The following is a 19,399-nucleotide window of genomic DNA, read 5'->3' as shown; positions in this document are numbered from 1 at the left end:
GACGCTGTGTTGCTGCCTGGCGCGAATCAGGCCGGCTCCGAGAGGTCACCGGCCAGAAAACACTCAGCGCACCTGCACCACCACCTTGCCCACCGCCTTGCGCTGCCCCAGATCGTTGATCGCCTGCGCCGCGTTGCTCAGCGGATACACCTGCGACACCAGCGGCTTCAACTTGCCCTCGGCGAACCAGCCGAACAACTGCTGGAAGTTCGCCGCGTTGTCCTGCGGCTGACGCTGGGCGAAGGAGCCCCAGAACACGCCGAGTACCGCGGCGCCCTTGAGCAGCGCGAGGTTGACCGGCAGCTCGGGGATGCGTCCGCTGGCGAAGCCGACCACCAGCAGGCGGCCGTTCCAGGCGATGGCGCGGATGGCCTGGTCAAACAGGTCGCCGCCGACCGGGTCGTAGATCACGTCGGCGCCCTGGCCGTCGGTGAGGCGTTTGATTTCGTCCTTGAGGCTGGTTTCGCTGTAGTTGATCAGTTCATCGGCGCCGGCGGCCTTGGCCACGGCGAGTTTTTCCGCGCTGCTGGCGGCGGCAATGACCCGGGCGCCCATGGCTTTACCGATTTCCACTGCCGCCAGACCGACGCCACCGGAAGCGCCGAGCACCAGCAGGGTCTCGCCCGGTTGCAGGTTGGCCCGTTGCTTGAGGGCGTGCATCGAAGTGCCGTAGGTCATGCTGAACGCGGCGGCGGTGTTGAAATCCATCGACGGCGGGATCGGCAGCACGTTGTAACCCGGCACCGCGACCTGTTCGGCGAAGCTGCCCCAGCCGGTCAGGGCCATGACCCGGTCGCCGACTTTCAGGTGGCTGACTTTCTCACCGACGGCGCTGACCACGCCGGCCGCTTCGCCCCCCGGCGAAAACGGGAAGGGCGGCTTGAACTGATACTTGCCCTCGATGATCAGCGTGTCCGGGAAGTTGACCCCGGCGGCGTGCACCTCCAGCAGGATTTCGTTCTTCTTCGCGACAGGACTGGCGACGTCTTCCAGCACCAGCGATTCGGCAGGGCCGAAGGCTTTGCACAGCACGGCTTTCATCAGGGCTATTCCTTTGGGAGTGATGGCCGATAAGTGTAGGTGTGTCAGTCAACGGGTCAACGAGCATGCCCGGCCCTGATAGTCAGCCATAAGCTTGTGCTTGCGCGGCGGGTCGTTATGCTAGGCCGCAAACCGGATAAGGAGCGAATTGTGAAAGCGTGGATCATGTTGTTGCTGGCCCTGTCTCTGCCTGTGGCAGCGCTGGCCGAAGAAGCCAAAGAAGGCGAGGCGCCGAAGGTCAACTACATCACCCTGAGCCCGCCGTTCGTGGGTAACTACGGGCTGGACGGCACGCCCAAGCTGAAGGTCTACAAGGCCGACGTGGCGCTGCGTGTGACCGGCGAAGAGGCGACCAAACTGGTCAAGGCCAACGAGCCGCTGATTCGCAATCAACTGGTGGCGCTGTTCACTCAGCAGACCACCGAGGCGATGGGCAGCATCGAAGGCAAGGAAAAGCTGCGTCAGGAAGCCCTGAAGCAGACCCAGCAAGTGATGAATGACGAGACCGGCAAGCCGGTGGTTGAAGATCTGTTGTTCAACAACCTGATCATTCAGTAACCACGCTGGCCGCTGTTCAGGACGCCAGGCTCTTGCGAAAGCGCGCCAGCGCGATGAGAAAGAACAGCAGGCCGATGACCGTCAGCGCCAGCAAGTCCGGCCAGACCACGCTCAGCCCGGCGTCGCGAAACAGAATCGCGGCGCTGAGGCTGACAAAGTGTGTGGACGGCGAGCCCTGCATGACCCATTGCAGCCACTGCGGCATGCTGTCCAATGGCGTGCTGCCGCCGGACAGCAGCAACATCGGGATGATCACCGGAATCGCCAGCAGACCGAACTGCGGCGTCGAGCGCGCCAGCGTCGCCAGAAAGATGCCCAGCGCGGTACTGGCAAACAGATAAACCGCAGTCACCAGCAAAAACAGGCTCATCGAGCCGGCCAACGGCACATTCAACAGGCCTTTGACCACCACCTCCAGCGACAGCCAGGTGCACAACACCACCACCAGCAGGTTGCTCCAGATTTTCGCCAGCATGATTTCCAGCGCCGTCAGCGGCAGCACCAGCAAATGGTCGAGCGTGCCGTGTTCGCGTTCGCGCAGCAGCGCCGTGCCGGTGAGGATGATCGCCAGAATAGTGATGTTGTTGACGATCTGAATCACCGCCAGAAACCAGCCGCCCTCCAGATTGGTGTTGAACAGCGCGCGGGTGGTCAGTTGCACGGGTGCCTTGGCCGCTGCACCGCCCTGACCGGCATAGTCGAGCAGTTCGCGCTGGAAGATCCGGCTGATGTAGCCGGCGCCCATGAACGCCTGGCTCATGGCGGTGGCATCGACGTTGACCTGAATCGCCGGTTGCCGCGCCGCCAGCAAGTCGGTTTGAAAGCCCGCCGGAATATTGATCACGAAGGTGTACTCACCGCTGTCCATGACCTGATCCAGTTGCGCATAAGGCAGCAGCACCGGCGTCTGGAATTCCGGCGGCTGCAGGGCCTGGGCCAATTGGCGTGAGAGGGCGCTGTGGTCTTCGTCGACGATGGCCACGCTGGCGTTGTGCACGCCGATCACCGAACCGGCGGCGGGCATGTAGATCGCCACAGTGAAAGCGTAGAACAGGAACAGCAGCAACACGCTGTCATGGCGCAGGCTGGTCAGCTCCTTGAGTCCCAGGCGCAGGATGTGCGCGAACTTGTGCATCAGGCCTCCTGCTTTTTCAGCATGATCAGGCTCAGCCCGGTGAACCCGACAAAGAACCCGAACAGCGCCAGGCACTGCGGCCACAGCTGACGCAAGTCCAGCGCTTTGGTAAACGTGCCCACCGCAATGTCGAGGAAGTGCCCCGCCGGAAACAGCATGCCCATCACTGCTGCCGCACCTTCCAGCGACGAGCGCGGCACGATCAGCCCGGAGAACTGGATGGTCGGCAGGCTGGTGATGATCATGGTGCCGAGGATCGCGGCGATTTGTGTGCGGGTGAATGCAGAGATCAGCAGGCCCATGCTGGTGGTCGCCAGCACGTACAGCAGACCGCCGAACGCCAGCGTCAGCAGGCTGCCCTTGAACGGCACGCCGAACAGCCAGCGATTCATCGCCACCAGCAGCGCCAGATTGACCAGACTGACCAGCAGGTACGGCGCCTGTTTGCCCAGCAGAAACTCCAGACGGGTCAGGGGCGTGGCGTAGAAATTGGTGATCGACCCCAGCTCCTTTTCGCGGACGATGCCCAGCGCCGTGAGCATCGCCGGAATGAACGCCAGAATCAGCGCCATGACCCCGGGGCCGATAGCGTTGACGCTAACCACGTCCTGGTTGTAACGAAAGCGGGTTTCCAGGCTGGCGGCCGCCGGGTGGGCCAGCGCCGGGCTGCTCTGCTCGGCTAGTTGTTGCAGATTGGCCAAGTGTACGGCTTCAACATAATTGCGGCTGGTTTCGGCGCGAAACGGCATGCCGCCATCCAGCCACGCCGCCACAGCGGGTTGGCGCCCGGCGTACAGATCGCGGCCGAATCCGGGGGGAATCTCCAGCGCCAGTTTGATTTCCGAGCGTTGCAGGCGCCGGTGCAGTTCCTGCGGGTCATGAATGGCCGGCTGTTCGTCGAAGTACCGGGAGCCGCGAAACGCCTCCAGATAAGCTCGGCTTTGCGGTGTCTGATCCTGGTCGTACACGGCGAACGCGAGGTTTTCCACGTCCAGCGAGATGCCGTAACCGAAGATCACCATCATGAAAATCGCCCCGGCCAAGGCGAACGCCATGCGCACTTTGTCGCGCAACAGCTCCTTGCCTTCGCGACTGGCCACGGCCAACAGGCGACCGAGGCTGAAACCGTGACGGGGCAGCGGTGTTGTCGCTGCGCTCGGCGGCGCCATTTGCGGTTCGGCCACAGGCGCTGATGGCTGAGCGCCCTGAGCCTGTTCCAGGCAAGTGACGAAGGCCGCTTCCAGCGTCTCGCCGGCAAACTGGCGTTGCAGCGCCGCCGGGGTGTCGCAGGCGAGGACCTTGCCGGCGTGCATCAGCGAGATGCGGTCGCAGCGCTGCGCTTCGTTCATGAAATGCGTGGAGAGGAAGATCGTCACGCCCTGTTCGCGGGACAACTCGATCAACAGTCGCCAGAAATCATCACGGGCTGCCGGATCGACGCCGGAAGTCGGCTCGTCGAGAATCAGTACCTCCGGGCGGTGCAGCACCGCCACCGCCAGTGACAGACGCTGGCGCAGCCCCAATGGCAATGCTCCGGATGGCTGGTCGGCGACCGCGAGCAGATTGAAGCGCTCGATCAATGCTTCGATGCGTTGTGCGCTCTCGGTTTTGGGCAGGTCGAACAGCCGCGCGTGCAGTTCGAGGTTCTGCCGCACACTGAGTTCGCCATACAGCGAAAAACTCTGCGACATGAAGCCGACCCGCTTGCGCGTGGCCAGATCCTTGGCGTTCACCGGGTTGCCGAGCAGCGTCGCACTGCCTTCGCTGGCCGGCATCAACCCGGTCAGGACTTTCATGGTGGTGGTCTTGCCGCAACCGTTGGAGCCAAGAAAGCCGAAAATCTCGCCACGCCCAATGGCAAAACTGACGTGATCCACAGCGGTGAAATCGCCGAAGCGCAGCGTCAGGTCGTGGGCTTCGATGGCGATGTCGCTGCTGTTGCCGGTGCGCGGTGGAATCACCAGCGGCTGAGCGTCATGCTGGCTGTCACCCTGAAAATGGGTGAAGGCGTCATCGAGTTTGCCGCTGGGGGTGACGTTCGCCAGCTCGCGGCTCAGGCCGGTGGCGATCAACTTGCCGGCATCGAGCATCAGGCAATGCTCGAACTGTTCGGCTTCTTCCATATAGGCCGTGGCGACCAGCAGCGTCAGTTGCGGGCGCTGGCGTCGCACATCGTCGACCAACTCCCAGAAGCGCCGGCGCGAGAGCGGGTCGACGCCGGTGGTCGGCTCATCGAGGATCAGCAGATCCGGTTCATGGATCAGCGCGCAGCACAGCCCGAGTTTCTGCTTCATGCCGCCGGACAACTTGCCGGCGGGGCGCTCGGCGAACTTCAGCAGATCCGTGGCGAGCAACAGGCTGTGCATGCGCTGCTCGCTTTCAGCCTTGGACAGGCCGAACAGCGTCGAGAAGAACTGGATGTTCTCGCGGATCGACAGCTCCGGGTACAAGTTGCCGCCCAGCCCCTGCGGCATGAAGGCGATGCGCGCATAGAGTGTGTCGCGATGCCGGCGATCCTCGATCGCGCCACCGAGCACGTCCAGTTGCCCTTGCTGCAAGGTCTTCACGCCGGCAATCAACCCCAGCAGGCTGGATTTGCCCGCGCCATCGGGGCCGATCAGCCCGCAGCGGGTACCGGCGGGCAGGCTGAAGCTGATATCGCTCAGCGCTTGCTGTTTGCCGTAGCGGTGCGCGATACCGTTCGCTTGAACCGCAAGGCCGCTCATTGCAGATTGGCCGGCCATTCGACGGGCGCGATCCGCACGTAGCCGGCCCCGGGCATGCCGGGTTTGGCCTGCGGCACGGCGCTGGGTTGAACCAGGCGCAGCTTGACGCGGAACACCAGTTTTTGCCGCTCGTCGCGGGTCTCGACCTCTTTGGGGGTGAACTGCGATTTGGCCGCGACGAAGCTGATTTTTGCCGGCAGCGGGTTATCGGGCAAAGCATCGAGCAGCACGCGCGCCTCATCGCCCACCGCCAGGCGCCCGGCCACCGCGGCTGACAGATAGAGGTTCATGTACTGGTCGTTGGGATCGATCAGCAGCAAGACCCGGCCACCGGCCCCCAGCACTTCGCCGGGTTCGGCCATGCGCAGCTGGATCACGCCATCAATCGGCGCGCGCAGACTGCTGTCGTCAATTTCACTGGTCAACTGTGCGACTTGAGCCTGTGCCGCGCCAATCGCCGCACTGACAGCAGACACCTGGGCCCGGGCGGCGACAACGGCAGCGTTGCCAGTGCCGATGCGTGACTGCAACTGATCGATGATCTGCGCGCTGACGTAACCGTGCTTGAACAGTGATTGCGAGCGGCCGAGTTCTTGCTGGGCCAGCAGCAGTTCACTCTGGCGCAATTGCACGTTGGCCTGAGCGGCGTTGAGATTCTCCCGGGCGCGCAACACTTCGGCTTCGGCCTGATTGCGCTGGGCTTCGAGGGTGCGGGTGTCCATACGCGCCAGCAGTTGGCCCTTGCTGACCTTGTCGCCTTCGTCGACCAGTACTTCGGCGAGGCGCCCGGGAGTCTTGCTGGCGATCTGCACTTCGGTGGCTTCCAGCCGCCCGTTGCCCATCGACAGTCCTTCGACCAGGCGGCTGCTGATGGACATCCAGTAACCGAGTCCGCCAGCGACGGCGAGTAATACCAGGAGCGAACCGGCGTATAGAAGTGAAGAACGGCTGTGCGTCGACATGGGGGCATCCTGCGGCTGTGGCTTCCAGTCTGACTGTTCAAGCGTTCCATTCGCTTGATGTCAGTCAAATGAGCGCCAAGCCTAGCCCCTTTTGTCGGTAAAAACCGTGACCGGCGAGTTCTCAGCGCAAACCAAGCACCGCGGCCCACTGTTCGGCCGTCACCGGCATCACCGACAGGCGACTGCCTTTCTGCACCAGCGGCATTTCGGCCAGCGCAGTCTGCTGTTTCAGGTAATCGAGCTTCAGCACCCGGGCAAACGTCTCGACGTGTGCCACATCAATCGCACTCCAGGCGTTTTTCTCGGGTGTGGCCTTCGGGTCGAAGTAATGGCTCTCGGGTTCCAGTGCGGTGGGATCCGGGTACGCCGCCTCGATTATTTTGCCGATTCCGGCGATACCCGGCTCCGGGCAACTGGAGTGGTAGAAAAAGAACTCATCGCCGACCGCCATCGCCCGCAGGAAATTGCGCGCCTGATAGTTGCGAACCCCGTCCCAGCGCGCTCTGCCGAGTTTCTCCAGATCTTTGATCGAGAGTTCGTCGGGCTCGGATTTCATCAGCCAATAGGCCATGTCTTTTGCTCCTCAAGCGGTGATTGGGCAGGTTGTCGGGCAATTTTATGACAAACCGACGGTCGGTTGACGTCAGCGTTTGCGCCCGGGTTCACGTTGTCGCAAAATGCCGGCCTTTAAAGCTTGACGCTGCTGCACGGCCTACGAACGGAAACCGCTGCTGTCATCGTGATGATGTGCCTTGAGGGGGGCAATCGATGAAACGCAAACCGGATTTGCTATGGACTTTGGTTATTTTGTTCGGCCTTGGTGTCGTGACCACCGGTTACGCGCAAAGTCTGTGGACGAGCAAGACCGATGCTCCGGTTGAAGTCGCGCAACAGGTCCAACAGTCGACCGCCTTCAAACGCTGAAACTGCCTTCCCGACGCCGCTGATCTGCGCGGCGTCTATCCCGCGAAATACCACGCTTTATCGGTGACCGTGCCCTGCAACGGTACATCCCAGCTGGCCTGCGCCAGGCGTTCGACCTTCTGACATTCATGGGCCAGGCCCAGCAACGTCGGCTTGCGCCAGTTCTTGCGCCGGGCCAGGTACGCCAGACTGCGATCGTAGAATCCGCCGCCCATCCCCAGGCGTCCGCCAGCATCGTCAAACCCCACCAGTGGCAACAACACCAGATCCAGGGTCCAGATCTTGCGCTGATGGGCCAGATTGGCTCGTGGTTCGAGAATGCGGAAGCGGTTGGGCTTGAGCTTGTCGCCGGGGCGAATTCGCTGGAACACCATTTTGGTTCGCGGCCAGGCGCTTAGCACCGGCAGATACGTGGCTTTGCCGCGACGCTGGGCTTCACGCAGCAGCAGGCGCGGGTCGATTTCACCGTCGGTGGGCAGATACAGAGAGATGTGTTTGGCCCGGCGAAAGTGCGGGTCTTGCGCCAGTTGGCGGAACAGGCCTTTGGCGGCCTGCCGCTGTTCACCGGGAGTCAGTGAACGACGCGCCTTGCGCAGCAGGCGGCGGAGTTGCGGGCGGGGCAGCAGCGCAGGTTCGGTCATGGTTCGGCTTCGGCAGGTGAGGGCGAAAACGCACGCATAAAAAATCCGATGCCGGCAAAAACCGGCATCGGATTCGAATCAGGCTCCCCGGATGAACCGCTGTCAACTTAGCCCTTGAACCCGAAAGTTCAAGGTGGAAGATGCAGTAGACTTTAAGGCTTTCCGTCTGGCGGACATGCACACCAGCCCAACGTGCAACTTCCAGGGTAGTGCGAATCGGCTCAGGGACATCGTCAACTGGCAAGCACCCCAGGGAGTGCGGCGAGTATACCTCAAGCGGCCTGGCGAATCAGCCCTTGCTGATGTCCGGATCGTCGGCCAGCACCAGATCGACACGATCGAGCAAGTCGCGCACCTGTTCACGGGTCGAGCCGCTGGCCTGGATGTCCGGGCGCTCTTCTTTGTGCAAGAGGTCGTGGGTGATGTTCAGCGCAGCCATCACCGCAATACGGTCGGCGCCGATGACTTTGCCGCTGCTGCGGATCTCGCGCATCTTGCCGTCCAGGTAGCGGGCGGCGCTGACCAGATTGCTGCGTTCTTCCTGGGGGCAGATGATCGAATATTCTTTGTCGAGGATCTGCACGGTAACGCTATTGCTTGAACTCATGAGTCTTGCTCCAGGGCCTTGAGGCGCGAAATCATCGATTCGACCTTACGCCGGGCGATTTCGTTTTTTTCAATGAGGTGAGCGCGTTCCTCGCGCCAGGTCTTTTCCTGAGCTAGTAAGAGTGCGTTTTGACTCTTTAGTTGCTCGACTCGGGTAATCAGCTTTTCGAGTCTGGCCATCAGCGCTTGCAGGTCGGTGTCTTCCATTGTGTCCACTGAATTCATCTGATGGGCGGCAGGCGCCTGGCTGGCGGACAGCCTTTAATAGTCTTGGCGAGTCTGTCGATGTAGGATACAAGGCCTTCATTCTAGACATAGCGCCGTCTGGCGCCTAGCTGCCCATGACCATTGCGAATTCCCCGTACCAAGCCTTTGCCACCCTGCTGACGTCCAGCGGCCACAACGTCTCGCCTGCCGAACTGCACGGCCTGCTGCTCGGCCGCAGCTGCGCCGGTGCCGGCTTCAACGCCGACGAGTGGCTGATCGATGCCGCCGAACTTCTGGAAAACGAGCCACAGGACAACGTCCGCAACGCCCTGATCGGCCTGCAAGAGATGGTCAAGGGTGAGTTGACCGGTGACGACGTCACCGTCGTTCTGCTGCTGCCGACCGATGACGCGCCGCTGGCCGACCGCGCCGCCGCACTGGGCCAATGGTGCCAGGGCTTCCTCAGCGGTTTCGGCCTGAACTGCCGCGACAGCAGCATGCTCAGCACTGAAGCCACCGAAGTGCTGCAGGATCTGGCGGCGATCTCCCAGGTGCAAGACGCTCTGGAAGAATCCGAAGACGGCGAAAGCGACTACATGGAAGTCATGGAATACCTGCGCGTCGCGCCGCTGCTGCTGTTCTCGGAAACCAAGAAAGCCGACGTGCCGCCAGCCGCCAAGCCGTCGCTGCATTAATCGCGTGCCAGGGAAAGCCATCTGCCCATGATCCATATCCCCAAAGCGGAATACAGCCGTCGCCGCAAGGCCCTGATGGCGCAGATGGAACCCAACAGCATCGCGATCCTGCCCGCCGCCGCAGTGGCGATCCGCAACCGCGACGTCGAGCACGTCTACCGTCAGGACAGCGACTTCCAGTACCTCAGCGGTTTCCCCGAGCCACAGGCGGTCATCGTCCTGATGCCCGGCCGCGAGCACGGCGAGTACGTGCTGTTCTGCCGCGAGCGCAATGCCGAACGCGAGTTATGGGACGGCCTGCGCGCCGGCCAGGAAGGCGCAATCCGTGATTACGGCGCTGACGACGCGTTCCCGATTACCGACATCGACGACATCCTGCCGGGCCTGATCGAAGGCCGCGACCGGGTGTATTCGGCGATGGGAAGCAACCCGGAGTTCGACCGCCATCTGATGGACTGGATCAACGTGATCCGCTCCAAGGCGCACCTCGGCGCCCAGCCACCGAACGAATTCGTTGCCCTGGATCATCTGCTGCACGACATGCGCCTGTATAAATCGGCGGCAGAAGTGAAGGTGATGCGCGAAGCCGCACGGATTTCCGCTCAGGCGCATATCCGCGCGATGCAGGCCAGCCGGCCGGGACTGTACGAATACAGCCTCGAAGCCGAGCTCGATTACGAGTTCCGCAAGGGCGGGGCGAGGATGCCGGCCTACGGTTCCATCGTCGCCGCCGGGCGCAACAGTTGCATCCTGCATTACCAGCAGAATGACGCGCTGCTCAAGGACGGCGACCTGGTGTTGATCGACGCCGGTTGCGAGATCGACTGCTACGCCAGCGACATCACCCGCACCTGGCCGGTCAACGGCAAGTTTTCCGCCGAGCAGAAAGCGATCTACGAATTGGTGCTGGCCTCGCAGGAAGCCGCATTCGCTGAAATCGCTCCGAACAAAAACTGGAACCAGGCGCACGAAGCCACGGTACGGGTGATTACCGCAGGCCTGGTCAAGCTCGGAATCCTGCAAGGCGAGGTCGATGAGTTGATCGCGACCGAAGCCTATAAAGCGTTTTACATGCACCGTGCCGGCCATTGGCTGGGCATGGATGTACATGACGTTGGCGAGTACAAGGTCGGCGGCGAATGGCGGGTGCTTGAGGTTGGCATGGCGCTGACCGTGGAACCGGGCATCTACATCGCCCCGGACAACCAGAACGTGGCAAAGAAATGGCGCGGCATTGGCGTGCGCATCGAGGATGACGTGGTAGTGACCAAGACCGGTTGTGAAATATTGACCAGCGGCGTACCGAAAACCGTTGCCGAAATCGAAGCGCTGATGGCGCAAGCACGGACACACGCGGCATGAGTCGAGTCAATCTGGCAATCATCGGTGGCGGCCTGGTCGGCGCCAGTCTGGCGTTGGCCTTGCAGGCCGGGGCCAAGGCCCGCGGCTGGAAAATCGTCCTGATCGAACCGTTCGCCCCCGGCGACAGCTGGCAGCCGAGCTACGACGCACGTTCGTCGGCGCTGTCCTTCGGTTCCCGGCAGATCTATCAACGGCTGGGCGTATGGCAGGAAATTTCCCGCCGCGCCGAGCCGATCAAACAGATTCACGTGTCCGACCGTGGTCGCTTCTCCACCGCCCGTCTGTCGGCGATGGAAGAGGGCGTGCCGGCGCTCGGTTATGTGGTGGAGAACGCCTGGCTCGGCCAGTGCCTGTGGCAGCATCTGGATAAAGACGTGATCAGCTGGCGCTGCCCGGCGGAAGTCACGCGCATGGAGCCGCTGCCTGACGGCTATCGCCTGACCCTCAATGATGAAACCACCGTCGAGTGCGATCTGGCGGTGCTCGCCGATGGTGGTCGCTCCGGTCTGCGCGAACAACTGGGCATCAACGTGCGCAAGCGTCCGTACAACCAGAGCGCGCTGATCGCCAACATCACCCCGAGCGAATCACACAACGGCATGGCCTTCGAGCGCTTCACCGACGAAGGGCCGATGGCCTTGCTGCCGCTGCCGGACAACCGTTGCGCACTGGTCTGGACCCGCCTGGGCATGGATGCGCAACGCCTGGCAGACCTCAGCGAGCGCGATTTCCTCAGTGAATTGCAAAGCGTGTTCGGCTACCGCCTCGGCACCTTGAAACAGGTCGGCGCGCGGCATTTGTATCCGTTGTCACTGGTCGAGGCCGAAGAGCAGGTGCGCTCGCATTTGGCCGTACTCGGCAATGCCGCGCACAGCCTGCACCCGATTGCCGGACAAGGTTTCAACCTGTCCCTGCGGGATGCTGATGCACTGGCTGCCGCACTGCTCGCCAGCGACAAACCGCTGGGCGACTTCGCCACCTTGCAGGCCTATCGCGAGCGGCAGCGTCTGGATCAGGAGCTCACCGTGGGCTTCTCCGATCAGGTCACCCGACTGTTCGGCAGCACCCAGCCGCTGGTCTCGCTGGGCCGCAACATCGGCCTGCTCGGTCTCGATCTGTTGCCACCGGCCAAGCGCTGGTTTGCTCGTCAGGCCATGGGGCTGGGGACGCGGCCGGATGCTTGAGCGGCGGGTCGGCACTTTCACTTTCACTTTCAGCAGCGCGCCGCCAACTGGCGCGCTCGCTAAAACCCTTTACGGGCGGCGCATGCCGCCAGCGAGACAGGCTTAAAGCATGGAAATGCGCGCAGATCTGCTGATTGTCGGAGCCGGAATGGTCGGCAGCGCCCTCGCGTTGGCGTTGCAGAACAGCGGCCTGGAAGTGTTGCTGCTCGACGGCAGCCCGCTGAGCGTCAAACCGTTTGACGCCGCCGCGCCGTTCGAGCCGCGAGTGAGCGCCTTGTCGGCGGCCAGCCAGCGGATACTCGAACGCCTTGGCGTCTGGGACGGCATCGCCAAGCGCCGCAGCAGCCCGTACACCGACATGCACGTGTGGGACGGCAGCGGCACCGGGCAGATTCATTTCTCGGCGAGCAGTGTGCATGCCGAAGTGCTCGGTCATATCGTCGAAAACCGTGTGGTGCAGGATGCCTTGCTCGATCGCTTGCACGATTGCGATCTGGGCATGCTGGCCAACGCACGGCTGGAACAGATGCGCCGCTCCGGTGACGACTGGCTTCTGACTCTGGCCGATGGTCGGCAGTTGCGTGCGCCGCTGGTGATTGCGGCGGACGGCGCCAATTCGGCGGTACGCCGTCTGACCGGCGTCGCTACTCGCGAGTGGGATTACCTGCACCATGCCATCGTTACCAGCGTGCGCAGCAGCAAGCCGCACCGGATGACCGCGTGGCAGCGTTTCACCGATCACGGGCCGCTGGCGTTTCTGCCGCTGGAGCGTGACGGGCAGCAGAACTGGTGCTCGATCGTCTGGTCGACTACGCCAAGTGAAGCCGAACGCTTGATGGCGCTGGATGAAGCGGCATTCTGTCGTGAGCTGGAGCGAGCCTTTGAAGGTTGCCTGGGCGAAGTCGTCAGTGCTGATCCACGGCTGTGCGTGCCTTTGCGTCAACGCCACGCCAAACGCTACGTGGCCGAAGGCCTGGCACTGATCGGCGACGCCGCGCACACCATTCACCCGTTGGCCGGGCAGGGTGTGAACCTGGGTTTCCTCGATGCGGCGGTGCTGGCTGAAGTGTTGTTGCAGGCGGCGGAACGCGGCGAACGGCTGGCGGACGTGAAAGTGCTGAGTCGTTACGAGCGTCGGCGCATGCCGCACAACCTGGCATTGATGGCGGCGATGGAAGGCTTCGAGCGTCTGTTCCAGGCTGACCCGTTGCCGGTGCGCTGGTTGCGCAACGCCGGATTGAAACTGGTGGAGCAGATGCCGGAGGCCAAGGCGTTGTTTGTGCGTGAGGCGCTGGGGTTGACCGGGGATCTGCCGGTACTGGCCAAACCCTGAGATCTGTTTGAGGCTGATGGCCCCTTCGCGAGCAAGCCCGCTCCCACATTGGAATGCATTTCAAGGGTGGGAGCGGGCTTGCTCGCGAAGGGGCCAGAACCGACGCCATGAATTTCAGCTTGTGCAACATCTGGTAACTCCTTGCCCAAGTGTTCGATTGAGCTGGTAAATGTGAGTCCTTATCATTTGGCCCACATTTTCCGACCGAGAGATCACTCCCATGTTGGCACCCAAGCGTCTCCTGACCGCACTGGCCCTGACCCTGATCGGCAGCACCACCGCCCAGGCCGCCGACGAGGTGGTGGTCTACTCCTCGCGTATCGATGAGCTGATCGAACCGGTGTTCGACGCCTACACCGCGAAAGCCGGGGTGAAGATCAAGTTCATCACCGACAAGGAAGCGCCGCTGATGCAGCGGATCAAGGCCGAAGGCGAAAACGCCACCGCCGACCTGCTGCTCACCGTCGATGCGGGTAACCTCTGGCAGGCCGAGCAGATGGGCATCCTGCAGCCGTTTACCTCGAAGACCATCGACGCCAACATTCCCGCGCAATACCGCTCGTCCACCCATGCCTGGACTGGCCTGAGCCTGCGCGCGCGAACCATCGCTTACTCCACCGAGCGCGTTAAGCCGGGCGAGTTGACCACCTACGAAGCGCTGGCCGACAAGAATTGGGAAGGGCGTCTGTGCCTGCGCACGGCGAAGAAGGTCTACAACCAGTCGCTGACCGCGACCATGATCGAAGTGCACGGCGCCGAGAAGACCGAGAAGATCCTCAAGGGCTGGGTCAACAACCTGTCCACCGATGTGTTCTCCGACGACGTTGCGGTGCTGGAAGCGATCAACGCCGGGCAGTGCGATGTCGGCATCGTCAACACCTACTACTACGGTCGTTTGCACAAGCAGAAGCCCGACCTGCCGGTGAAACTGTTCTGGCCGAATCAGGCCGATCGCGGCGTGCATGTAAACCTGTCCGGTATCGGCCTGACCCAACATGCACCGCACCCGGAAGCAGCCAAGGCGCTGGTCGAATGGATGACCACACCTGAAGCGCAGAAGATCTTCGCCGACGTCAACCAGGAGTTCCCGGCCAACCCGGCAGTGAAACCTTCGGAAGAAGTGGCGGCGTGGGGCAAGTTCGTCGCTGACACCTTGCCGGTGGAAGTGGCGGGCAAGCGTCAGGCGGAAGCGATCCGGATGATGGATCGGGCGGGCTGGAACTGAGTATTTGCCGGTCGCTGTGTTCGCTCAAGATCGCTGCCCTCACCCCAGCCCTCTCCCGGGGGGGAGAGGGAGCCGATCTCCATGGCTTTCAAGACCGGAGCTCGGCTCGATGTATCAGGTCGGCGTAAATCGAAAGATCACCACGTTCAGTCCCCTCTCCCTCCGGGAGAGGGTTAGGTGAGGGCAGCAATCTCGAGCTGAAACACCTGAATCAGAACCACCAACCACCCCTCAGAGTCCCAAAAGTGGCCCACCCCGCCCAACGCCGCTGGTACCCCATCGTCCTCGCCATTGCCGCGCTGGTGCTGTTGCCCCTGAGTGTCCTGCTGCTGTCGTGGCAGACCATCGATCAGCAGATCTGGTCGCACCTCTGGGAAACCCAGATGCCGCGCCTGCTCGGCAACACCCTGACGCTGGTGCTCGGCGTTGGCGTCGGTGTGACGCTGCTCGGTGTCAGTCTGGCGTGGCTCACCAGCCTCTGCGAATTCCCCGGACGGCGCTGGCTCGACTGGGCGCTGATGCTGCCGTTCGCCATCCCGGCCTACGTGCTGGCGTTCGTCTTCGTCGGCCTGCTGGACTTCGCCGGCCCGGTGCAGACCCTGCTGCGTGAGTGGTTCGGCAGCGGCTTGCGCCTGCCGCGCGTGCGCTCTACCGGCGGGGTGATTGTGGTACTGGTGCTGGTGTTTTATCCCTACGTCTACCTGCTGGCGCGCACCGCGTTTCTCGCGCAGGGCAAAGGCTTGATGGAGGCGGCGCGGGTACTCGGGCAATCGCCATGGCAGGCGTTCTGGCGGGTGGCGTTGCCGATGGCGCGTCCGGCGATTGGCGCCGGTGTGGCGCTGGCGCTGATGGAGACGCTGGCGGATTTCGGCGCGGTGTCGGTGTTCAACTTCGACACCTTCACCACCGCCATCTACAAGACCTGGTACGGCTTCTTCAGCCTGCCGAGCGCCGCACAACTGGCGAGCCTGTTGCTGCTGGTGGTGATGCTGGTGCTGTACGGAGAGCGGCGCGCCCGTGGCGCCAACCGGGCGAGCAACGAGCGCCCCAGGGTCAAGGCGTTGTATCAGCTGCGCGGGCTAAAGGCGTTCGCGGCGACCGGCTGGTGCACGTTGGTGTTTGCCTGCGCGTTCGTGATTCCGTTGCTGCAACTGCTCGTATGGTTCTGGCAGCGCGGGCGCTTCGATCTCGATGAGCGTTATGCCGGGCTGATCCTGCACACCCTGTATCTGGGCGGCATGGCGGCGTTGATCACCGTCAGCGTCGCGCTGTTGCTGGCGTTTGCCCGACGTCTGGCGCCGACCCGGGCAATCCGTTCCGGGGTCAGTCTGGCCAATCTTGGTTATGCGCTGCCGGGTTCGGTGCTGGCGGTGTCGATCATGCTGGCGTTCAGTTATCTCGACCGCGAACTGGTGATTCCGCTGTCGGGCTGGCTCGGCGGCGCCGGCAAGCCATTGCTGCTGGGCAGTCTGGCGGCGTTGCTGATGGCCTATCTGGTGCGCTTTATCGCGGTGGCCTACGGACCACTGGAAAACAGTCTGGCGCGTATACGGCCTTCATTGCCCGAAGCGGCACGTAGTCTGGGTGTCAGTGGGCCGCGACTGTTTTTCAAAGTGTATCTGCCGCTGTTGCTGCCCGGCACACTGAGCGCGGCGTTGCTGGTGTTCGTCGATGTGCTCAAGGAAATGCCCGCGACCCTGCTGATGCGCCCGTTTGGCTGGGACACGCTGGCGGTGCGGATCTTCGAAATGACCAGTGAAGGGGAGTGGGCGCGGGCATCGCTGCCGGCGCTGACCCTGGTGTTGGTCGGCCTGTTACCGGTCATCGGCCTGATCCGCCGCTCGGCGCACCGAAACACTTAGTCGTCAGTCCTGAATCATGCGGCTACAATGCGCGGCATTCGGTGCGGTTCGTCTGACAGACCCGTTCGCTGAAATCGGCTGAAAGCCTTCTATTTCGAGGCTTTCACCCCGTACAGCGGCTGTCCGCACCTTCGCCACGCCCGGAAGGAGAAACCCATGGGACAGCGTACGCCTCTGTATGACCTGCATCTCGCCCTCGGCGCGAAGATGGTCGATTTTGGCGGTTGGGACATGCCACTGCATTACGGCTCGCAGGTCGAGGAACACCACGAGGTGCGCCGCGATTGCGGGGTGTTCGATGTTTCCCATATGACCGTTATCGACATTGACGGCCCCCAGGCCAAGGCCTGGCTGCAGCATTTGCTGGCCAATGACGTCGAACGCCTGCATCGCCCCGGCCGCGCGCTCTACAGCACGATGCTCAACGAACGTGGCGGCATCGTCGACGACATGATCGTCTATCGCCTCGAAGACCGTTATCGTCTGGTGTTCAACGCCTCCACTCGCGACCAGGATCTGGCGTGGATGCAGGCGCAGGTCGCCGGTTACGACGTGCATCTGCACGAGCGTCAGGATCTGGCGATGCTCGCCATTCAAGGCCCGCAGGCCCGGCAGAAGATTGCCGAACTGGTGACCCAGTCCCGCGCCGCACTGATCCAGCACCTCAAACCGTTCGAAGCCGAAGTCGATGGCGACTGGTTCATCGCCCGCACCGGTTATACCGGTGAAGACGGCCTGGAAATCGCTTTGCCGGCCGAGCAGGCGCCGGGATTTTTCAACGATCTGGTCGGTGCCGGTATTTCGCCAATCGGCCTCGGCGCCCGCGACACGTTGCGGGTCGAAGCCGGGATGAACCTCTACGGCCAGGACATTCATCAGGATGTCTCGCCGCTGGCGTCCAATATGGCCTGGAGCATCGCTTGGGAACCGGCTTCGCGGCAGTTCATCGGTCGCTCGGCGCTGGAAGCGGAAAAAGCCGCCGGCGTTGCGCACAAACTGGTGGGTCTGGTGCTTGAGGAGCGCGGTGTTTTGCGCGCCCATCAAGTGGTTCGTATCGCCGATGTTGGCGAAGGAGAGATCACCAGTGGTAGTTTCTCTCCTACGCTAAGCAAATCGATTGCCCTGGCGCGTGTACCGATGGCTACCGCCGACCGCGCCGAAGTGGAAATCCGTGGCAAGTGGTATCCGGTACGAGTGGTCAAACCGACCTTCGTGCGCCATGGTAAAACCTTGATCTGACCTTTTCCGGCGGGCCTGACCGCTGACAATTTTCTTGAGGACACCGAGCATGAGCAATATCCCCGCCGAACTGCGTTTTGCCGAAAGTCATGAATGGGCACGCCTGGAAGCCGACGGCACCGTTACCGTGGGCATCAGCGATCACGCGCAGGAAGCGCTGGGCGATGTGGTGTTCGTTGAACTGGCCGAAGTCGGCAAGGTGTTTGCTGCCGGTGAGGCTGCCGGTGTTGTCGAGTCGGTGAAGGCCGCGTCCGACATCTACTCCCCGATCGGCGGTGAAGTGATCGCGGTCAACGAAACGCTGGCTGACTCGCCGGAAGAGCTGAACAACGATCCGTACGCCGCATGGATCTTCAAGCTCCAGCCAAGCGACAAGGCCGAGCTGGACAAGCTGCTGGACGCTGCTGCCTACAAGGCTGCCATCGGCGAATAAGCAGACTGTAATACTGCAAAAGCCCCGATCTCTCGGGGCTTTTTTGTAGGCGTTGATCAGGCGTCGCGCAATACCGCTTTCACTGCCGCCACCGAACGCTCGACGTCGTCCTTGGTCATGGTGGTGAACATCGGCAATGACACGATCAAGCGCCCAACGCGCTCGGCAACTGGCAACATGCCTTCCTTGAACCCGCGCTCGCGGTACAGGCTCAGCAAGTGGATCGGCGGGTAGTGATAGCCGATGCCGATGCCTTTGGCCTGCATCTGCTCCATGAACGTGGCGCGGGCCGGCAAGCCGTCCTTGCGCTCCGGCAGGACCAGTTGGAACAGGTGCCAGTTGCTCTGGGTGAAGTCCGCCGGTGGCAGTTGGGCGCCATAAGTCGCTTCAAAGTCATCGCCAAAACATTTGAAGTAGTGCCGGGCCAGTTCCTGACGATGGGCGGTCAGCGCCTCGATATGGGCGAACTGGCCGAGGCCGATGGTCGCGGCGATGTCGGTCATGTTGAACTTGCCACCGAGCACATCGACGTCCAGACCATCAAAGCCGTTGCGGGTCACGCCCTGCAGGCGGTACTTCTCCGCCAGTCGCGCCTCTTCCGGGGTGTTCAGCACCAGGCAGCCGCCCTCGGAGCAGGTGACGTTCTTGTTCGCCTGAAAGCTGAACGACACGAAATCGCCGGTGGCGCCGATGCGCTGGCCGTTCCAGCTCGAACCCAGGGCCTGAGCGGCGTCTTCGACAATGCGCAAGTTGTGTTTGCGGGCGATGGCGTACAAGCGTTCCATGTCCACCGGCAGGCCGGCGAGGTACACCGGAATCACCGCTTTGGTGCGCGGGGTGATGGCCGCTTCCAACTGGTCCAGATCGATGTTGCGGGTCACCGGATCGATGTCGGCAAACACTGGTGTGGCGCCGACTTCGAGGATCACGTTGGCGGTGGCGACCCAGGAAATCGGCGTGGTGATCACTTCGTCACCCGGGCCGATGCCGGCGATGCGCAAGGCGATTTCCATGGTGCAGGTGCCGGAGTTGAAGGTGCGCACCGGGCGCCCGCCGAAGTATTCCGACAGTTGTGCTTCAAAGGCCTGGACCTTCGGCCCGCTGGTGATCCAGCCGGAGCGCAGCACATCGCCGACGGCGGCAATCGTGGCTTCATCAATGACAGGTTTGGAAAACGGCAGGAACGGCAGTTGGCTCATGAGGATTCGATCATCCGAAAGTTGGACGCCTGATGCAGGCGCTACAGCATGCCCCGGAACCCCCTCT

19 protein-coding genes and 1 other RNA gene are annotated in these 19,399 nt (G+C 62.5%); 10 read left to right on the top strand and 10 right to left on the bottom strand.

The window, feature by feature from the left end; genetic code table 11:
- Nucleotides 1–63: 63 nt before the first annotated feature.
- A complete protein-coding gene (locus tag E3Z29_RS00935; protein WP_115985873.1) occupies nucleotides 64–1,041 on the bottom strand; it encodes an NADPH:quinone oxidoreductase family protein in 978 nt (325 codons plus the stop codon).
- A 150-nt stretch (nucleotides 1,042–1,191) separates the two neighbouring features.
- Between E3Z29_RS00935 and E3Z29_RS00930 the strand changes: the two genes are divergently transcribed.
- Nucleotides 1,192–1,599 (top strand): flagellar basal body-associated protein FliL, encoded by a 408-nt coding sequence (locus E3Z29_RS00930; protein WP_027610485.1) that lies wholly within the window; start codon nucleotides 1,192–1,194, stop codon nucleotides 1,597–1,599.
- A gap of 16 nt (nucleotides 1,600–1,615) precedes the next feature.
- On the opposite strand, the gene E3Z29_RS00925 is transcribed toward E3Z29_RS00930, so the two are convergent.
- The 4 genes from E3Z29_RS00925 to E3Z29_RS00910 form a co-directional block, all read right to left on the bottom strand.
- Entirely contained in the window at nucleotides 1,616–2,734 is a 1,119-nt protein-coding gene (locus E3Z29_RS00925; RefSeq protein ID WP_134784925.1) for an ABC transporter permease, read from the bottom strand.
- Entirely contained in the window at nucleotides 2,734–5,460 is a 2,727-nt protein-coding gene (rbbA, locus tag E3Z29_RS00920) for a ribosome-associated ATPase/putative transporter RbbA (RefSeq protein WP_134784924.1), read from the bottom strand. Before rbbA ends, E3Z29_RS00925 begins: the two co-directional genes overlap by 1 nt.
- Nucleotides 5,457–6,422 (bottom strand): HlyD family secretion protein, encoded by a 966-nt coding sequence (locus E3Z29_RS00915; RefSeq protein ID WP_098966184.1) that lies wholly within the window; start codon nucleotides 6,420–6,422, stop codon nucleotides 5,457–5,459. The genes rbbA and E3Z29_RS00915 overlap by 4 nt, the downstream gene beginning before the upstream one ends.
- A gap of 121 nt (nucleotides 6,423–6,543) precedes the next feature.
- A complete protein-coding gene (locus tag E3Z29_RS00910; protein WP_134784923.1) occupies nucleotides 6,544–6,993 on the bottom strand; it encodes an EVE domain-containing protein in 450 nt (149 codons plus the stop codon).
- A 197-nt stretch (nucleotides 6,994–7,190) separates the two neighbouring features.
- On the opposite strand from E3Z29_RS00910, the gene E3Z29_RS29340 reads away from it, so the two are divergent.
- Nucleotides 7,191–7,346 carry a hypothetical protein gene (locus tag E3Z29_RS29340; protein ID WP_003229308.1) on the top strand — a complete coding sequence of 52 codons (156 nt, stop codon included), beginning with the start codon at nucleotides 7,191–7,193 and terminating at the stop codon, nucleotides 7,344–7,346.
- 35 nt (nucleotides 7,347–7,381) lie between these two features.
- On the opposite strand, the gene E3Z29_RS00905 is transcribed toward E3Z29_RS29340, so the two are convergent.
- From E3Z29_RS00905 to E3Z29_RS00890, 4 genes are all read right to left on the bottom strand, one after another.
- Nucleotides 7,382–7,987 (bottom strand): 5-formyltetrahydrofolate cyclo-ligase, encoded by a 606-nt coding sequence (locus tag E3Z29_RS00905; RefSeq protein ID WP_096796133.1) that lies wholly within the window; start codon nucleotides 7,985–7,987, stop codon nucleotides 7,382–7,384.
- Nucleotides 7,988–8,067: 80 nt separating this feature from the next.
- Nucleotides 8,068–8,246: non-coding RNA, 6S RNA (ssrS, locus tag E3Z29_RS00900), on the bottom strand.
- A gap of 30 nt (nucleotides 8,247–8,276) precedes the next feature.
- Nucleotides 8,277–8,594 carry a cell division protein ZapA gene (locus E3Z29_RS00895; RefSeq protein WP_007967943.1) on the bottom strand — a complete coding sequence of 106 codons (318 nt, stop codon included), beginning with the start codon at nucleotides 8,592–8,594 and terminating at the stop codon, nucleotides 8,277–8,279.
- Nucleotides 8,591–8,800, bottom strand: coding sequence for a TIGR02449 family protein (locus E3Z29_RS00890; protein WP_103483758.1), 210 nt, complete (start codon nucleotides 8,798–8,800; stop codon nucleotides 8,591–8,593). Before E3Z29_RS00890 ends, E3Z29_RS00895 begins: the two co-directional genes overlap by 4 nt.
- Before the next feature lie 134 nt (nucleotides 8,801–8,934).
- On the opposite strand from E3Z29_RS00890, the gene E3Z29_RS00885 reads away from it, so the two are divergent.
- The 8 genes from E3Z29_RS00885 (at nucleotide 8,935) to gcvH (ending at nucleotide 18,133) form a co-directional block, all read left to right on the top strand.
- Nucleotides 8,935–9,495, top strand: a complete 561-nt coding sequence (locus E3Z29_RS00885) for a YecA family protein (RefSeq protein ID WP_098966178.1) — start codon at nucleotides 8,935–8,937, stop codon at nucleotides 9,493–9,495.
- Between the two features lie 27 nt (nucleotides 9,496–9,522).
- Entirely contained in the window at nucleotides 9,523–10,857 is a 1,335-nt protein-coding gene (gene pepP, locus E3Z29_RS00880; RefSeq protein WP_134784922.1) for a Xaa-Pro aminopeptidase, read from the top strand.
- On the top strand, nucleotides 10,854–12,041 hold the full coding sequence (gene ubiH, locus E3Z29_RS00875) for a 2-octaprenyl-6-methoxyphenyl hydroxylase (protein ID WP_134784921.1): 1,188 nt from the start codon (nucleotides 10,854–10,856) through the stop codon (nucleotides 12,039–12,041). Before pepP ends, ubiH begins: the two co-directional genes overlap by 4 nt.
- 115 nt (nucleotides 12,042–12,156) lie before the next feature.
- Nucleotides 12,157–13,374: a 2-octaprenyl-3-methyl-6-methoxy-1,4-benzoquinol hydroxylase gene (locus E3Z29_RS00870; protein WP_177416204.1), complete on the top strand. Its 1,218-nt coding sequence runs from the start codon at nucleotides 12,157–12,159 to the stop codon at nucleotides 13,372–13,374.
- A gap of 220 nt (nucleotides 13,375–13,594) precedes the next feature.
- A complete protein-coding gene (locus tag E3Z29_RS00865; RefSeq protein WP_134784919.1) occupies nucleotides 13,595–14,599 on the top strand; it encodes an extracellular solute-binding protein in 1,005 nt (334 codons plus the stop codon).
- A gap of 245 nt (nucleotides 14,600–14,844) precedes the next feature.
- Entirely contained in the window at nucleotides 14,845–16,461 is a 1,617-nt protein-coding gene (locus tag E3Z29_RS00860) for an iron ABC transporter permease (protein ID WP_134784918.1), read from the top strand.
- A 156-nt stretch (nucleotides 16,462–16,617) separates the two neighbouring features.
- A complete protein-coding gene (gene gcvT, locus E3Z29_RS00855) occupies nucleotides 16,618–17,700 on the top strand; it encodes a glycine cleavage system aminomethyltransferase GcvT (RefSeq protein WP_027610497.1) in 1,083 nt (360 codons plus the stop codon).
- Nucleotides 17,701–17,749: 49 nt separating this feature from the next.
- Entirely contained in the window at nucleotides 17,750–18,133 is a 384-nt protein-coding gene (gene gcvH / locus E3Z29_RS00850; RefSeq protein ID WP_098966169.1) for a glycine cleavage system protein GcvH, read from the top strand.
- 56 nt (nucleotides 18,134–18,189) lie between these two features.
- Here gcvH and E3Z29_RS00845 read toward each other — a convergent pair whose 3' ends face one another.
- The gene (locus E3Z29_RS00845) at nucleotides 18,190–19,332 is read right to left on the bottom strand and encodes a DegT/DnrJ/EryC1/StrS aminotransferase family protein (RefSeq protein WP_103519705.1); all 1,143 of its coding nucleotides are present in this window, start codon (nucleotides 19,330–19,332) and stop codon (nucleotides 18,190–18,192) included.
- Nucleotides 19,333–19,399 lie beyond the last annotated feature (67 nt).

Origin of the sequence: Pseudomonas sp. S150 (genome assembly GCF_004526365.1) — a bacterium.
Classification (GTDB): Bacteria; Pseudomonadota; Gammaproteobacteria; order Pseudomonadales; family Pseudomonadaceae; genus Aquipseudomonas; species Aquipseudomonas putida_A.
The sequence above is the reverse complement of the archived record's forward strand: the minus strand, read 5'-3'. Positions and strand labels throughout refer to the sequence as shown.

Coding starts and splice junctions, on each gene's coding strand:
- gcvT (WP_027610497.1), top strand. CDS start 16,618: ATGGGACAGCGTACGCCTCTGTATGACCTGCATCTCGCCCTCGGCGCG.
- E3Z29_RS00890 (WP_103483758.1), bottom strand. CDS start 8,800: ATGGAAGACACCGACCTGCAAGCGCTGATGGCCAGACTCGAAAAGCTG.
- E3Z29_RS00910 (WP_134784923.1), bottom strand. CDS start 6,993: ATGGCCTATTGGCTGATGAAATCCGAGCCCGACGAACTCTCGATCAAA.
- E3Z29_RS00935 (WP_115985873.1), bottom strand. CDS start 1,041: ATGAAAGCCGTGCTGTGCAAAGCCTTCGGCCCTGCCGAATCGCTGGTG.
- ubiH (WP_134784921.1), top strand. CDS start 10,854: ATGAGTCGAGTCAATCTGGCAATCATCGGTGGCGGCCTGGTCGGCGCC.
- E3Z29_RS00870 (WP_177416204.1), top strand. CDS start 12,157: ATGCGCGCAGATCTGCTGATTGTCGGAGCCGGAATGGTCGGCAGCGCC.
- E3Z29_RS00845 (WP_103519705.1), bottom strand. CDS start 19,332: ATGAGCCAACTGCCGTTCCTGCCGTTTTCCAAACCTGTCATTGATGAA.
- E3Z29_RS00895 (WP_007967943.1), bottom strand. CDS start 8,594: ATGAGTTCAAGCAATAGCGTTACCGTGCAGATCCTCGACAAAGAATAT.
- rbbA (WP_134784924.1), bottom strand. CDS start 5,460: ATGAGCGGCCTTGCGGTTCAAGCGAACGGTATCGCGCACCGCTACGGC.
- E3Z29_RS00865 (WP_134784919.1), top strand. CDS start 13,595: ATGTTGGCACCCAAGCGTCTCCTGACCGCACTGGCCCTGACCCTGATC.
- pepP (WP_134784922.1), top strand. CDS start 9,523: ATGATCCATATCCCCAAAGCGGAATACAGCCGTCGCCGCAAGGCCCTG.
- E3Z29_RS00925 (WP_134784925.1), bottom strand. CDS start 2,734: ATGCACAAGTTCGCGCACATCCTGCGCCTGGGACTCAAGGAGCTGACC.
- E3Z29_RS00905 (WP_096796133.1), bottom strand. CDS start 7,987: ATGACCGAACCTGCGCTGCTGCCCCGCCCGCAACTCCGCCGCCTGCTG.
- E3Z29_RS29340 (WP_003229308.1), top strand. CDS start 7,191: ATGAAACGCAAACCGGATTTGCTATGGACTTTGGTTATTTTGTTCGGC.
- E3Z29_RS00885 (WP_098966178.1), top strand. CDS start 8,935: ATGACCATTGCGAATTCCCCGTACCAAGCCTTTGCCACCCTGCTGACG.
- gcvH (WP_098966169.1), top strand. CDS start 17,750: ATGAGCAATATCCCCGCCGAACTGCGTTTTGCCGAAAGTCATGAATGG.
- E3Z29_RS00915 (WP_098966184.1), bottom strand. CDS start 6,422: ATGTCGACGCACAGCCGTTCTTCACTTCTATACGCCGGTTCGCTCCTG.